Genomic DNA, 14,668 nt, shown 5'->3' with positions numbered 1-14,668 from the left:
GTGGGCGTTGTTTTAGTTGTTCGTTGCGATTGGAATGCTGGCAGGACCGGCTAAGTCCAGGGGGTTCTAACTCTGCCAGGTTGTTTGAGAACGGACCGGGTGCGACTAGGGCAACTCTTACTCCTGGCCAAAATCAACTTTGGCTGGATAAACGGACTCCATGCTTACTTCCCTGCGACTATCTGTCCCCCAGCCGCCGCAGTAGCATTGCAAGAAAGCTTACCTTCTGGACGAGTCTGAAAAGTGGATAAAAATGAGACTGTTTTAAAGTGTGAAAAATAAGATTCCAATCTTCAATATAGTTGTTGCAACCGTTATCATGTTATAATTTTAGATATAATTTGAATGATTATGGAGGGACTCTATGCGGAACTCTTTGGAACTGCTTGAGGATGTCGTGGATACACAGGCGCTGCAGATCATTCAGGACGATCTTGCTGCGGTGACGGATATGGCTGTGCTCACCGTCGATGCTGGCGGCAAGCCGGTGACTCGGCACAGCAAATGCACGGACTTTTGCAGAGCGATGAGATCGGCCACCCAGTCCTCCCGGTTATGTGAGAGCTGTGATTACCGCGGGGGATATGCCGCACAGAGTATGCAGCGCCCCTATGTCTATAAATGCCATATGGGGATTGTGGATATGGCGGTACCGCTGGTAGTCGGCAGCAAGTACCTTGGCTCCATTATGCTGGGGCAGATCTCTATTCCCGCACAGGATACCGGTAAGAAGCTTGATATGCTGAGCGCAACCAGCACTCCAGATCAGAGGGAGCATGACAGCATGCTGGAGGAATATTACCGGAGCCTTCCGGTGATGTCTTATGAACGGATCGAATCCGTAGCCCGTCTGGTCACCCACATGAGCCATTATATAACCGGCAGGGTAGGCGCCAGGAACCGGACTTATGTATTCGGCACTTCTGCAGCTGCTGCGGATGTGAAGCTTACAGAAGAAGCAGCACTGGTACATGAGCTTCCCCGGCAACTGGTACAGGAAGAGGTGGACGGGCCGACTGACAGGAAGCAGGCTCCGGGCACAATAGGCGGGAGCCTCAGGCTGAAGCCAGCGCTGGAGCATATGCATGGGCATTTCCGGGAGCGGCTGAGACTGGCGGACATGGCCCAGTTATGCTGGATCAGCGCGGATTATTTCAGCAGGCTGTTCCGGCAGGAGACGGGCAGCACCTTTTCTTCCTATATAAATAGCCTTAGGCTGGAGGAAGCGAAACGTAGTCTGGTGGAGGGGGAAGAATCTGTGGTGAGCATCGCATATTCGCTGGGTTTTGAGGATAGCGGGTATTTCATCCGGACCTTCAAAAAAGCTACAGGAGAAACACCGGCGGTCTACCGCCTGAAGAGCCGTGCATAATCCATGCTGCGCTGGGAGTTTATAGGATGAAATGACGGAATAGTTCTATACAAGATCGTGCAATGCCAAACAGCAGCAAAGCGTTTATACTGAGTAGGAAGCGTTTACAAATCCTGCCTAAGGAGTGCTGTGAAATGAGAAAAATACTAACCTCTCCCTCTAAATATGTTCAGGGCAAAGATGAGCTGTACAACATCGGGGACTATGTAACGATCTATGGACGGAAAGCGCTGTTGGTGGCGCATAAGGATGATCAGGCCCGGGTTCAGGAGTACCTGGACAAAGCGGTTGCCAAAGGCGGATTCGAATTCGTAACCGGCGGGTTCGGCGGGGAATGTACACTGAAGGAGATTGACCGGCTGGAACAGTTCGCAGCGGCAGAAGGCTGTGACGTCATTGTCGGCCTCGGCGGCGGCAAAGCGCTGGATACCGCCAAAGCCATCGCCAACCGGGCGAGAATTGCCATTATTGTCGTGCCGACGATTGCGGCGACCGACGCACCGTGCAGCGGCTCTTCCGTAATTTATTCGGAGCATGGCGAGTTCGAATCCTATCTGTATGCGCGGCAGAATCCGAATGTGGTGCTGGTGGATACCGGAATCATTGCCAATGCACCGACTCGTTTTCTGGTGGCCGGGATGGGGGATGCGCTGTCGACCTTTTTTGAGGCGAGATCCTGTGTCAGAGGGTTCACCTATAACAATTCCGGGGCGGTAAGCACGAAGGCGGCGATGGAGCTGGCCCGTCTCTGTTACGAAACACTGCTGGAGGACGGACTGAAGGCCAAAGCGGCCAATGACAGCAAGGTGGTTACGCAGTCGCTGGAGAATATTATCGAGACGAATATCCTGCTCAGCGGGCTTGGATTCGAGAGCGGGGGACTTGCGGCAGCGCATGCCGTGCATAACGGGCTGACCCTTCTGGAGGAGACTCATCATTATTATCACGGGGAAAAGGTGGCTTTCGGCACGCTGGTGCACATGGTGCTGGAGAATGCGCCGCAGGAAGAACTGGACACGGTGCTTGGCTTCTGCAAGTCGCTCGGATTACCTACCTGCCTGAAGGAATTGGGTGTTACCGATATCAGTGAAGCCCGGCTGATGCCGGTGGCCGAAAGAGCCTGTGCCGAAGGGGAGTCCATTCATAATATGCCGTTCCCGGTTACGAAGTATGATGTATATGCGGCCATTCTGGCTGCGGACCGGCTGGGCGGAAGCGGAGGCGAAGCCAGATGAAGAAGATCATCAACGCCCCTGAAGATGTAGTCGTGCAGATGATCGAAGGCATGGTGCTTGCCCATCCGGAGCTGCTGGAGTGGAACCGGAAATACAGGATCATTACGCGTAAAGAGCTGAACCCGGACAAAGTCACCCTGATCAGTGGCGGAGGCAGCGGACATGAGCCGGCCCATGGCGGATACGTAGGCAAGGGAATGCTTGATGCGGCGGTATGCGGTGATGTGTTTGCCTCTCCTTCGACCATTCAGGTCTACAACGCGATTACGAAGACGGCATCCTCCCAAGGAACGCTGCTGATCATCAAAAACTATTCCGGCGACTGCATGAATTTCGATGCGGCGGCGGAGATGGCGTTCGAGGACGATGATATTTCTGTGGAGAAAGTGTATGTGAACGATGATGTGTCCGTGGCAGACGATGCCTCAACGGCAGGCAGAAGAGGCGTGGCCGGAACGGTGTTTGTGCATAAAATCGCCGGAGCGGCTGCAGAACGCGGAGATACACTTCCGGAGGTCAAGGCCATCGCGGAGAAAACAGTACGCAATGTCCGGTCGATCGGCTTCGCGCTGACTTCCTGTACCGTGCCGGCCAAAGGCTCGCCAACCTTCGCGCTTGGAGAGGATGAGATCGAATTCGGTGTAGGCATTCACGGCGAACCGGGTATTGCCCGGGAAAAGCTCGTTCCGGCCGATGAACTGGCCGTGAAGGCGGTGCGGGCGCTGCTTGCCGATATGCCGGTTAACCCGGAGGAAGAGGTTGCGCTGATGATTAACGGCTTCGGGGCAACGCCGCTGCAGGAATTGTACATTCTGAACCGTTCCGTCAGCCTGCTGCTGGAGGAAGCCAAGATTAGGGTATACCGGACCTTTGTCGGCAATTATATGAGTGCGATTGATATGGCGGGAGCATCGGTCACCCTGCTGAAGCTGGATGATGAGCTGAAGCAGGCACTCGACTATAGCGCGGAGACGGCAGCTTATAGATGTTAGGAGGCGGAAGCAATGGAGAAGCTGCTTACAGCTGATATAGTAGTGATGATCGATGAGATGGCAAAGCTTATCATTGAGAAGGAAGTCGAATTCTGTGAACTGGATTCCTTTGCCGGAGACGGGGACTTCGGCATGTCGCTGGCCAAAGGCTTCCGGCAGCTGAAGCTGGAATGGGAGGAGCTGCCGCAGGAGGAAATCGGTGAATTCCTCAAAGCCTGCGGGATGGTGATCATTGAGCACTGCGGAGGCGCCTCGGGTCCAATCTGGGGCTCAGCCTTCCGCAGCGCGGCGAAATACGCCAAGGGCCGGACAGAGCTAAGCGGACTTGAACTTGCCGAGCTGTTGGAGCATGCGGCGGAAGGGATTCAGAAGCGGGGCGGAGCGAAGCTTGGCGATAAGACGCTGCTCGATGCACTGATTCCTGCTGCTGAAGCCCAGCGGAAGAGTGCGGAGAATGGCGACGCCCTGCTGATTAGCATGCGCAAGGGGGCAGAAGCGGCGGTGCAGGGAGCCGAGCACACCAAAGACATCATCGCTTCCAAAGGGAGGGCAAGCTATGTGGGCGAGCGGAGCCTCAGCCACCCGGATGCCGGAGCTACAGCGATAGGTATTCTGTTCACCGGGATTGTAGACCGGATGCAGCAGTAAGGATTGAATGCCCAATTGACATACAGATGCAGTGAAAAGGGACGCCCGGTGGTATATCTCCGCCGGGCGTCCCTTTGCTGTTCCGCTAGTTCAAGTCTCGTAAATGATAATTCCAGTCTCGGTCAGGTCATAGCTGTGAATGGACTTCAGCTCATTCTGGAAGGCGGATGAACGCAGAATATCAATAACCGTGCTGATCCATTGTTCATTCTCGGGTTTCTTGACCATGACCAGATCGTAGCGTTCCTTGATGAGCGGAATGAAGTCGATGCCGTCAATAATCTTGGCGGCCTTCTCGGTGCCGATGCCCACATCGGCACTGCCCCGCGCCACCATTCCGGCTATAGCCAGATGGCTATTCTCTTCGGTTCCGTAGCCCTCCAACGATGCGGATGGAATTCCGAGCAGGCGGAGCTGCTCATCCAGCAGCACCCGGGCCCCGGAGCCGCGTTCGCGGTTGATGAGGGTCAGCCCGCTCTGCCGGAGATCACTCCAGCTGCGGATGCCTTTGGGGTTGCCCTTCCGCACATAGAACCCGGCACTGCGTGATAGCAGATGTACTACTTTATAAGAAAAGCCTACAAGCAGCTTGCGGATATAAGGCAGATTATATTCGCCGGTATCCCCATCCAGGAGATGGGTGCTGACAATATCCGATTCCCCGTGATACATGGCAATCAGGCTGTCCAGACTGCCGGCATACGAACGGAGCGGGCGGGTGGACGGCAGCGTACGCTCCAGATAGGTCGCCAGAATATCAAGCGACATATCCTGGCCGGTAATGACCACATTCATACTGGTGCTTTTGCCGGTGTGGGGCGGCGGCGGGGCGAAGGCCTGATACGGAGCCGCGAAGGAAGCGGGCGTCTGCAGCGGCTGTATTTCCTGTAATCCGCTTCCGCCGGGGAGTGGATGCCCATAGGCCCCGCTGCTGCGGGAGTTCTGCTTGTATGCCTCCAGATCAGAGAGGTCAACACGCATTTGTTTGCCGACACGGTAGGAGGGCAGCTCTCCTTTTTTGATCAGATCATAGACTTTAAGTTTGGATATTTTGAGTAACCGGGCGATTTCCTCGGTTGTATAGGAAGTATTCTCGGACATGAATTAAACCCTCCCAGGGGATGCACTGCGGCAGTAGTCACAGGTAGCCATTATAATGCTTATAATGCTCAAGACTACCTTATTTTGTGGACCTGCGCAATCTAAGAAACCCCCGGACAGCAGGCGGAGAGCGGAAGACGGAGCTTCAATAAGTCCCGTGCCGCTCTGTCTTCACCTGCTGCGCATCGGATAACGTGATCAGCTCGGAGACGGTAACGAACCGGAACCCCTGCTTCTCAAGCTCGGGCAGGATGATCTTCAGCGCTTCCTTCGTTTGCGATTGTCCATGGACATGGTCGTGGAACAGGACGATATCGCCACTCTTGGCATTGCGGATCACTCTATTGGAGATGCTCCAGACTCCGGGGCGGTTCCAGTCGCGGGTATCCTGATGCCAGGACCAGAGCACCGGCTTAAGGCCCATGCTGTTGGACACATCAATCATCGTGTCGTCGTACATTCCGCCCGGCGGTCTGAACAGGCTGCTGTGTTTGCCGGATACTTTGACAATCTCCTTCTCCGTCAGCTCCAGCTCCTCCTGAATCTGCTTCCCGGAGACCGGTTTTTTGAAATAAACGTGATTATAGGTATGGTTCGCTAGCTCGTGGCCTTCATTAATGACGCGTCTGGCGACCTCGGGATAAGCGGCGATCCGTTTGCCAATTGCAAAAAAAGTGCATTTCGCATTGTATTCATGCAGTACCTCCAGAATACCATCCGTTTCGAAGGGGTCCGGGCCGTCGTCGAAGGTGAGTGCAATAACCTTTTGGCTGGTCTGCACCTCCCAGATCATGTCGCCCCGTTCCTCATAATAATAGCGGTTCTTGGCCCTGTTCGGGCTGCCGAGGGCAATGTCTGCAGAGCCGTTTATAAGCGCGAGCGCTGCAAGGGCCGCGGCAGTGATTCGGATTCCTCTTTTCATACGTCTCAAGTTTCACTCCACACCCTGTGTTTTTATAAGCCGTTCCTGCGCTGCTTGAGCCTTAGAATGCTCCATTTGCCCCGGGAAGTATGCATTTGATGTAGAGAGAACTGGAAGGTTAATGATAAAGGTGAAAGTAATCATCTGAACCAGAAACTTTTTCGGTCGCATTTTAGAGTGAAAGTTCTGCCGTAAATGACTTATAATGAGATACTAAATACAGATCAATGGAATAGGGGCAGCGGAGATGACACTAATTGAGAAAAGAGAGCATAGGCAATATCCGGAAATTACCCGGCTGGAAACGTCCAGAGCCGCATATGAACGCGATTATTCGCGTCTGATCCATTCGCCGACCTTTCGACGGCTGCAAGGCAAATCACAGGTATTCGGTGCAGGCACCGGAGATTATTACCGCACAAGGCTGACCCACTCGCTGGAGGTGGCGCAGATTGCCCGTGAAGCGGCCAAGAGTCTGCTGCGTTCTTACCCTGAGGTAGAGACGGGGGCCGCTGAGAACCCAGGTCTGGTTATTGATCCGGAGGTCGTGGAATGTGCGGCCATTGCGCATGATTTCGGCCATCCGCCGTTCGGGCACAAGGGGGAAGAGGTGCTGGACAGTCTGCTCGAAGGGCTGATTGCCAAGAAGACGGCAGAGGCAGCCGCGAAATCCGGGGCCGGTCCGGTTCAGAAGCAGACGATCCATGAGAGCATGAAGCGTAAATATGAACATTTTGAAGGCAATGCCCATAATTTCCGCCTGATCATGTTTCTGGAGAAACGCGAGAATATCGATGGACTGAACCTCTCCGATGCAGTGCTGCTGGGCATTAACAAATATCCGTTTCCCGGTACTGTGCTGAAGAAGGGCATGTACCTGCATGAATGGGAGTACATCAACGAGATCCGTACCCAGTGGGGGGTTCCGGCAGGCAAAAAGACGCTGGAAGCACAGCTTATGGACTTATGCGATGACATAGCCTATTCAGCCCACGACCTCGAAGACGGCATTAAGGCCGGCAAGATAGAGGTACACGAGCATTTCATGCACGACGAATACAGCCAGCGGCTGATTGTAGAGAAGATCACCACGCTGGAGGATGCCTTCTGGTCAGGCTGGCAGGCGGAGGCGATCAGCGCCAAGGTGGAGGAAGTGCTTAGCTCATTTCTCCGGGTATGGATGGAGAAAATGCCGACCTGTGAGAATGACTACTCCCGCACGCGCCGTGAAGTGAAAGCTTATTGGGTCAGTACTTTTGTCGCCAGCCTCGGCGTTATCGAGGACGGGGACTGGAAGAAGGTTACCTTCATCAAGGAAGGCCAGGAGGATGAGGATATGCTGCGGACGGTCAGTGTGCTCAAAAGCTTCGCCTGGGTAACGATGATCCGCGATTTGCGTGTGCAGCGCCTGCAGAAACGCAGTGAATGGATTCTCCGGCGGCTGTGGGAGGCCTTCCTTGATCCCGAGACCTCGCGGAGTATTATTCCGACCGACTGGCTGCAGCGGTATGAGAAGGATCAGAAGTCGGGCAGGCCCATCTGGACCTGGGAGCATATGGTGATTGATTATATCGCCGGAATGACCGATGCGTTTGCCGAGAAAATCTACAATGAGCTGTACGGGCTGAAGGTAGGCTCGATTTACGATCTGGATTAGGGCATACTGCTGCGTCTATAGTACCTGTCAGCCGGTTTGGCTGGCGGGTACTGTTTTTTATATGATGTGGATATACATATAAAATTTTTTAGGTATTTTGCCGAAATAGTACTAGCAACCTATTTTTTTTTTGTTCTTTTATGAAAATGGAATGTAAGTGAATGGAATTCCAGTCATGTTTTCGGAAAAAGCTTGAGGAGGCGCGCGTATATGGGCAAGGGTCAACAACTGAAAAGTGCAGTTAAACAATGGGCGAGCCGAACAAGAAAGGTGCGCCAGACCGCTGTAGCTAAAGGCAGTAAAAGTATTGGATTCAAGATTGCCTCCGGTTATGCGGTTTTGGCAGTACTGGTTCTGGTTACCGGCGGGGTCTCGCTCTATCAAATGAACGGTATGCAGAAGAACACAGGCGATATTATTAATCAGAGCATTCCCGCACTGGATAAAATCCACAATGTAAATTACCTGACAGAGCATGTTATGTCTATCAGCATGCAGCATATTCTGAGTACGGATAGCGCAGAGAAAAGCACACTGGCGGAAGAACGGGCCAAATTCATCCGCGAAGTGTCAGATACATTGAAGGAGTACAAGCTCACCTTGCGCGGAGAGCAGGAGCTGGGGCAATTACAGTCGCTCGTCGGGAAGTGGGGAGAGTTCCTGACCGTCAACAATCAGGCAATCCTGCTGAGCAGCTCGAATGACGAGGAATTAGCACTGGAGGTATCCCACAAGGGGGTTGAGGCGTTTAATTCGATGCAGATTGATCTGGGCGCGCTTGTTGCACACACTCAGGATGAAGCAGCGAGTGAGGGCAAGGTTTCCGAGAAGATTTTCCGCACCTCCCTTACGTTGAGTATTGCAACTGTGCTGATTGTCCTGGTAGTCATCGGAATGATTAACATGGTGATCCGTAAGACCATGATCAATCCGCTCAAAAAGGTAACCGTACACCTGCAGCGGATCTCCGGCGGTGATCTGACTGCAGAGGATACCCTGATCGGCAATATGGATGAAATCGGCCAGCTTGCCAAGACCGTTAACGAAACTAACCGTACCTTGCTGGAAATGGTCAACCGGATCAGGAATGTCTCCGAGGTGATTTCGGAACAGGGCGATGAGCTGATGCATACGATTTCCGATACCAAGGAGGGCAGCAGCCAGATTGCCTTGACCATGGAAGAGCTGGCCAAAGCCTCCGGAAGCCAGGCCGAAGCAGCGGTTGATGCTTCTAAGGCGGTAGAGGAATTAAATGCTATAATTGAGAATTTTGCCGGCAGGGGAACTGACCTCTCGCTTCATTCGGAGCAGGTGCGGCAGAAGGGTGAAAAAGGCAAAGCGCTCATGGAGAGCTCGGTGGCACAAATGAACCAGATTGCGGACGCTGTGTCGCAGTCTATGGACACGGTGGAGGAGCTGAACCGGAAGAACGAGGGGATCTTCCGGCTTGTGGGCTCCATCCGCAGCATCTCCGAGCAGACGCATCTGCTGGCGATCAATGCGGCCATTGAGGCGGCGAGAGCCGGTGACAGCGGCCGGGGCTTCGCGGTAGTAGCACAGGAGGTGCGCAAGCTGTCGGAGGATGTGCAGCGGACCGTAGCGGAGATTACCGGAATTACACAGGGAATCCAGCATGACTCCAGAGCGATGGTTGAACAATTGCGCGGCGGCGTGGCGAAGACAGAAGAGGGCAGCCGGCAGATTGTCGAGACAGGCGAAGCCTTGGCCGATATCAACGGCTCGGTGGGGGTAATGGCGCTCACGGTGGAAGGAATGGCCAAGGATCTGGAACAGATGACCGGAGCCAGTGAAACCATGAACGAGTTCAGCCAGCATATCTCGGCACTCGCCCAGCAATCTGCGGCCGGTGTAGAAGAGACTTCAGCTTCGGCCCACGAGCAGCTTAGCGCGACTACGGAAGTGGCCAACGGTATCGAACATCTGAAGCTGCTGCTTACTGAGCTTAAGGAGTCTGTTACTCGGTTTCAAGTGTGAGGGGGCTATATAGGCTGAATTAAAGATATTCACTTAAAGCACGCGCGTCACTACGGTGAATATTTGGACTTCCGGCCGCTGTTAGGTTTGGATTTCCTGATTTAAACTGCTGTTCGCAGTAGAAATCCAACCCTAAAGGCGGACGCTAGCGCTCCTACAGTTCCAAAATCCCCCTCCGATCCTTTGCTCTTTTTGTTGCACTCTTAATTCTTCTTATATAGTGAGATGGGAATAAAAAAACAGCCTCTGCTTAGTTTTTGCAGAGGCTGTTTTTTTGTCTTGGGGATAAAGCATTGGGAGCAAAGCTATATTGCTTTTCAGCTTGAATAGGTGATTTTTCGGATGGCCCCGGCTCCTAGTTCGAACTGCAGGCTCGAACTCCTGGCTAATCGATGACGAGACCCGCCCCGCCTAAATGCTAACTAAATGTATTGTGCAACTAAACTAATCCATTATTGCGCTGCCAGGACTTTAATTGCATCCTCTGCAGTTAAAATCCGCATATTCCAGAAAAAAACTGCAGGAAGTACAATTAACGTAACTGCAATTCACTCCGCACAGCTAATTATTCTCCATAGACTTGTAAGTGCAGGAGCCTTGCTGGCGCAGGGCTCTACGGAATAGTTGATATTCAAGTTCAAATCATATCGTTGAAATCCTGATAGTTGAAATCCAGCAACCCCGCAGCCAGCTCGCCAGCTCAGGCGGCAGAGGTTTAATATTGGCGGCTGTAGTCGACCAGATTGAGTGAAGGCGTTCCGGACTCCAGATAGGCCTTCATGTTCTCAACGAAAATATCCACTACCCGGTCCGCGTAACGGTCGGTTACTCCGGCACAGTGAGGGGTCATAATGACCTGCTCCATTCCCCACAGAGGGTGATCCTCCGGCAGCGGCTCTTTCTCGAAGACATCGAGTCCGGCACCGGCAAGCTGTCCGCTGTGCAGCGCAGAGATTAGATCGTCCGTATTGGTAGTCGCTCCGCGGCCAATATTAATGTAATAAGCCCCCTGCTTGGCAGCGGAGAAGATGTCTGCATCGAATAGTCCTTGCGTCTCGTCGGTGATCGGCAAAGTGTTGATAATAAAGTCGGCGTCACTCAGGGAAGCCTTCAGCTGTCCGGTCGTGAAGACCTCATCGAAGCCGTCAACCGGCCGGCCGGAACGGCTCACACCGATCGTCTTCATACGGAAAGCCTTGGCAATTCTGGCGGTTTCACTGCCGATGGAGCCGGTTCCGGCAATCACTGCCGTCTTGCCGGTCAATTCACTCTCTTGTCCATCCGAATGCCAGCGGCGTTCCTGCTGGTTGCGGATAGCGGTATGCATGTTCCGGGTGAACATCAGCATGAAGCTGAAGATAACGGCAGTAATCGGTTCGGCATGAACACCGCTGGCATTCGTCAGCAGAATCCCGCGTTCATGCATGGCTTCGAGCGGAAGTTTCTCCACACCGGCAGACCAGGCCTGGACCCAGCGCAGCGGTGAACCCTGGCGCAGAAGGGTATCTCTGATGCCCTTTCCCCAGCCGATGATAATTTCCGCACCGGAGAGCAGCTCAAGGTCCGGATTCCTGGAATCTCCGAGGGTAAGAGTATAATCTGGTGCAGCGGCGCGGATCAGCTCCTGCTGCCCGGCTGATAGATGCTGCATACAAACGATGGATTTTGTCATGTTGGTTCCCTCCTATTCTACATTTCAGTAGAGAAATGGACGATAAGTATAGAATAAGCATAACAAATCTGCCTGGAAAGGTGAAATTAGAATGGAACATAAGGAGCCGGAGCAAGAATTTGAGCGTCTGTTTATCGCGATACCTTTGCCGGAAGCACTGCGCTATTATCTTAAAAATGAGTCTGCCCGCGTGTCTTCCGGACTTAAATTTGCCAGATGGACACATTTTGAAGATTTCCATATTACGCTGCAATTTCTTGGCGACACTCCGAAGGAGGATATCCCGGCCCTGTTCGAGGCGCTCCGGGAAGTTTCCTCGTCAAGCAAAGGCTTTCAGCTGAAGCTCGGAGAATGGGGGACATTCGGCCTCCCGGACTCGCCAAGAGTGCTCTGGACGGGGGTTTCCGGAGAGCTCGAGCCGCTCAGGGAGCTGCAGAAAAGGGTGGTATCCGCGACACTTCCGCTAGGGTTCACAGCAGAAACGCGAACGTATAATCCCCATTTGACAGTGGCCCGCAAATACCGTGAGGAGCAGCCGTTTACGCTGGAACGGCTGGAAAATTTACGGGCAAAGGGACGTCCCGCAGGCAATTTACTTCCAGACTTAGGCTGGACGGTGGATGCTTTTGTGGTGTATGCTACCAGGATGCATGCCATTCCTATGTATGAAATGACCGAAAAATTTACATTTTTCTCAACATAAATCGACAAGAAAGTTTTCAAAGCTTCCATTTTCGGTTACATACAATAGGAGTGTGCCGTAAAATAGGAGGTAAATAATGTTAATATTTAAACAGAGCCGCTGTATTGCGCTGCTGGTTAGTGTAATTCTAGTGTCTTTCTCAGCGATAAGTTTGATGAACCCCGAAGGATCTGCTGCTACCGGGGAGAATGCAATAGAAATGGGTAAATTGAAGTCTGCCGGCCATGAGTCTCTGGAGCCCAGTGTTCCGAAAGCTGCATCCGTTGTATATAGGACAAGCCCTTCATCCAGCACAATGATTCCCATGCTTTACACCACAGCTGCCGAACCGGTCCACACCTGGGCCCGCATGGTAAGCGCCGGATGGTTAAGCCCCGAGAAGCTGCAGCGTCAAGAGGCTGCGAAGACGGGCGCCGTTCAGCCTAAGCCTAAAGCTAAGGTAACTGTGGTGAAAGCAACGCCGTCAGCGGCGCAAGCGCTGAAGAAAGCGGCCAAGGGGACAACGAGCGTAAATAAAGTCAAAGCGGCAACTCAGCAACATCCCCCCGCAACATTGTTCTTCTCTCGGACTAAGCTACTAAGCCAGGAGCAGCAAGCTGAAGCCACCTGGAGCTACGCCGTATCCGAAGAAGACCTGCTACTGCTGCGAAAAATCGTTATGGCAGAAGCAGAAGGCGAACCGTACCAGGGCAAGGTGGCAGTTGCCAACGTTGTTCTGAACCGGCTGCGGTCAGCCAATTTTCCCGACACCATTCATGATGTAATCTATCAGAAAAGCCAATTCAGTCCTGTCGCCAACGGCCGTCTAAAGCGTGTGAAACCTAACGCAGACAGTATCAAGGCTGTTAATGCTGCACTTATGGGAGTTAAGGAAGTTACGGATGACACGTACTTCTTCTTATCGCTGACACTCGCGCAGGATCTTACTGTGCATCATTCACGTACACTCCTTAAGACCATCGGCAATCATACCTTCTACAAATAATCATTGTTACAGTCTTGCCATCCGAATTCACGCTGGCTGCGCGCGGAGAAGGTTTCCGCTGCATTCTCATCTTAATGTAATGCAAAAGAACCTCCAAATCCACGCTTACCAGTGGCTGGAGGTTCTTTATGTTGTTGTTCACCTGGGGGCCGTTTACGGGGTGACATAGACGGCCTCTTCATTGCGCACCTGTGAGGGGGAGCTCCACGACTCGGATTCGGCAACAGCCTGGCTGGCGGGCTTGCCCAGCAGCTGGAGCACAGTAGCTGCACAATGCTGAGGCTGCTGGCGTTCCGGGGAAGTCCGGCGTTTCCGCTGTAATTCAAGTCCGGCATATTCATGCAGCAGCATGGAGAACCATTTGTTCACCACTTCCGAATCCAGCACTTCGGCCAGCCCCAGCTCTACAAAATACTGGCTGTTCTTCTCTTCCTGCCCCGGGATGGCGCTGTAGAACAGCATCGGAATGCCTTTGGCCTGACCTTCAGTACAGGTCATTCCGCCCGGCTTCGTAATCAGCAGATCGGAAGCATCCATTAATTTGTTGATCTCGCTGCTGTAGCCGAGGATCTTTACATTGGGATGGTCCAGCAGCGGGTTGGCTTTCATTTTGGCTACCAGCTTGTCATTGCTGCCCATACAGAATATAAGCTGGATCTCATCCATCCGGGCCGTGAGCGAATTCATGATATCCTTCCCGAACATCAGGCCCCAGCCGCCGCCCATAATGAGCACGGTAGGAATGTCGGCGAGCCCCAGCTCCTTGCGGAGCTGAGTCTTGCTATGGCGCTCCCAGAACTTCGGATGCACCGGGATACCGGTAACCGTCACCAGCTCAGGAGATACGCCCCGTCCGGTAAGAATCGATTTGACGCGTGAAGTAGAGACGAGATAACGGTTGGCTTCGGCGTTCACCCAGCTGCCGTGCGCATCATAATCTGTAATCAGCGTGTAGAGCGGGACATCCAGCCCCTGCTGCTTCAATCTGGAGATGACTGCGGCCGGAATCGGATGAGTGCAAATAATCAAATCGGGTTTAAGCTGCTCTATGACCTGTGAGGCATGTGTATAAAAAATCCGGTGAAGAGCCAGCTTAGTCAACCGGTTCAGTGATTTATGATATTGGGTCTTATACATCATGCCGACCAGCTTAGGCTGGCTGCTGACTGTTTTGCGGTAAGCGGAAAGAATCCATGGTGCGACCGTAGGATTGAGGAATTTTCCAAGCTCAATGACCCGGCACTGCACATCCGGACTCAGCAGTCTTATTCCTTCGGCCAGAGCATAGGCTGCCCCTGTATGGCCCGTGCCGAAGCCTTCCGAAAACAGCAGTACTCTTTTCTTTCGCATAAGTTCACCTGCTACTTTCCATCATGGGTAGAATTA

The 14,668-nt window shown here is 53.0% G+C and carries 10 protein-coding genes and 1 pseudogene; 7 read left to right on the top strand and 4 right to left on the bottom strand.

Annotated features, from left to right (window positions below; all coding sequences use genetic code 11):
• The first annotated feature begins 364 nt into the window (after nucleotides 1-364).
• The 3 genes and pseudogenes from MKZ24_RS32465 (at nucleotide 365) to dhaK (ending at nucleotide 4,247) form a co-directional block, all read left to right on the top strand.
• A complete protein-coding gene (locus tag MKZ24_RS32465; protein WP_042232917.1) occupies nucleotides 365-1,372 on the top strand; it encodes a PocR ligand-binding domain-containing protein in 1,008 nt (335 codons plus the stop codon).
• A gap of 134 nt (nucleotides 1,373-1,506) precedes the next feature.
• A complete protein-coding gene (locus MKZ24_RS32460) occupies nucleotides 1,507-2,607 on the top strand; it encodes a glycerol dehydrogenase (protein ID WP_042232919.1) in 1,101 nt (366 codons plus the stop codon).
• Nucleotides 2,604-4,247: pseudogene (gene dhaK, locus MKZ24_RS32455) on the top strand (dihydroxyacetone kinase subunit DhaK). Before MKZ24_RS32460 ends, dhaK begins: the two are co-directional and overlap by 4 nt.
• Before the next feature lie 90 nt (nucleotides 4,248-4,337).
• On the opposite strand, the gene MKZ24_RS32450 reads toward dhaK, so the two are convergent.
• Both MKZ24_RS32450 and MKZ24_RS32445 read right to left on the bottom strand, forming a co-directional pair.
• Entirely contained in the window at nucleotides 4,338-5,348 is a 1,011-nt protein-coding gene (locus MKZ24_RS32450; protein WP_042232926.1) for a substrate-binding domain-containing protein, read from the bottom strand.
• 145 nt (nucleotides 5,349-5,493) lie between these two features.
• Entirely contained in the window at nucleotides 5,494-6,270 is a 777-nt protein-coding gene (locus tag MKZ24_RS32445; RefSeq protein ID WP_042232928.1) for a polysaccharide deacetylase family protein, read from the bottom strand.
• A 247-nt stretch (nucleotides 6,271-6,517) separates the two neighbouring features.
• Here MKZ24_RS32445 and MKZ24_RS32440 point away from each other — a divergent pair, with 247 nt between their 5' ends.
• Both MKZ24_RS32440 and MKZ24_RS32435 read left to right on the top strand, forming a co-directional pair.
• Entirely contained in the window at nucleotides 6,518-7,927 is a 1,410-nt protein-coding gene (locus tag MKZ24_RS32440) for a deoxyguanosinetriphosphate triphosphohydrolase family protein (RefSeq protein WP_042232929.1), read from the top strand.
• A gap of 210 nt (nucleotides 7,928-8,137) precedes the next feature.
• Nucleotides 8,138-9,922 carry a methyl-accepting chemotaxis protein gene (locus MKZ24_RS32435; protein WP_340789946.1) on the top strand — a complete coding sequence of 595 codons (1,785 nt, stop codon included), beginning with the start codon at nucleotides 8,138-8,140 and terminating at the stop codon, nucleotides 9,920-9,922.
• Between the two features lie 715 nt (nucleotides 9,923-10,637).
• Here MKZ24_RS32435 and MKZ24_RS32430 read toward each other — a convergent pair.
• Complete coding sequence (locus tag MKZ24_RS32430; protein WP_042232934.1) at nucleotides 10,638-11,594, bottom strand: D-2-hydroxyacid dehydrogenase; 957 nt, start codon at nucleotides 11,592-11,594, stop codon at nucleotides 10,638-10,640.
• 91 nt (nucleotides 11,595-11,685) lie between these two features.
• Here MKZ24_RS32430 and thpR point away from each other — a divergent pair, with 91 nt between their 5' ends.
• Together thpR and MKZ24_RS32420 are read left to right on the top strand one after the other, a co-directional pair.
• Nucleotides 11,686-12,297, top strand: a complete 612-nt coding sequence (gene thpR, locus MKZ24_RS32425; protein WP_340789944.1) for an RNA 2',3'-cyclic phosphodiesterase — start codon at nucleotides 11,686-11,688, stop codon at nucleotides 12,295-12,297.
• A gap of 76 nt (nucleotides 12,298-12,373) precedes the next feature.
• Nucleotides 12,374-13,282 (top strand): cell wall hydrolase, encoded by a 909-nt coding sequence (locus tag MKZ24_RS32420; RefSeq protein ID WP_042232939.1) that lies wholly within the window; start codon nucleotides 12,374-12,376, stop codon nucleotides 13,280-13,282.
• Nucleotides 13,283-13,435: 153 nt separating this feature from the next.
• On the opposite strand, the gene MKZ24_RS32415 is transcribed toward MKZ24_RS32420, so the two are convergent.
• Nucleotides 13,436-14,632: an MGDG synthase family glycosyltransferase gene (locus MKZ24_RS32415; protein ID WP_171720504.1), complete on the bottom strand. Its 1,197-nt coding sequence runs from the start codon at nucleotides 14,630-14,632 to the stop codon at nucleotides 13,436-13,438.
• Nucleotides 14,633-14,668 lie beyond the last annotated feature (36 nt).

It is taken from the genome of Paenibacillus sp. FSL R7-0297, assembly GCF_038009025.1.
Lineage (GTDB): Bacteria > Bacillota > Bacilli > Paenibacillales > Paenibacillaceae > Paenibacillus_AQ.
This window is presented reverse-complemented; position numbering and strand designations above follow the sequence as displayed.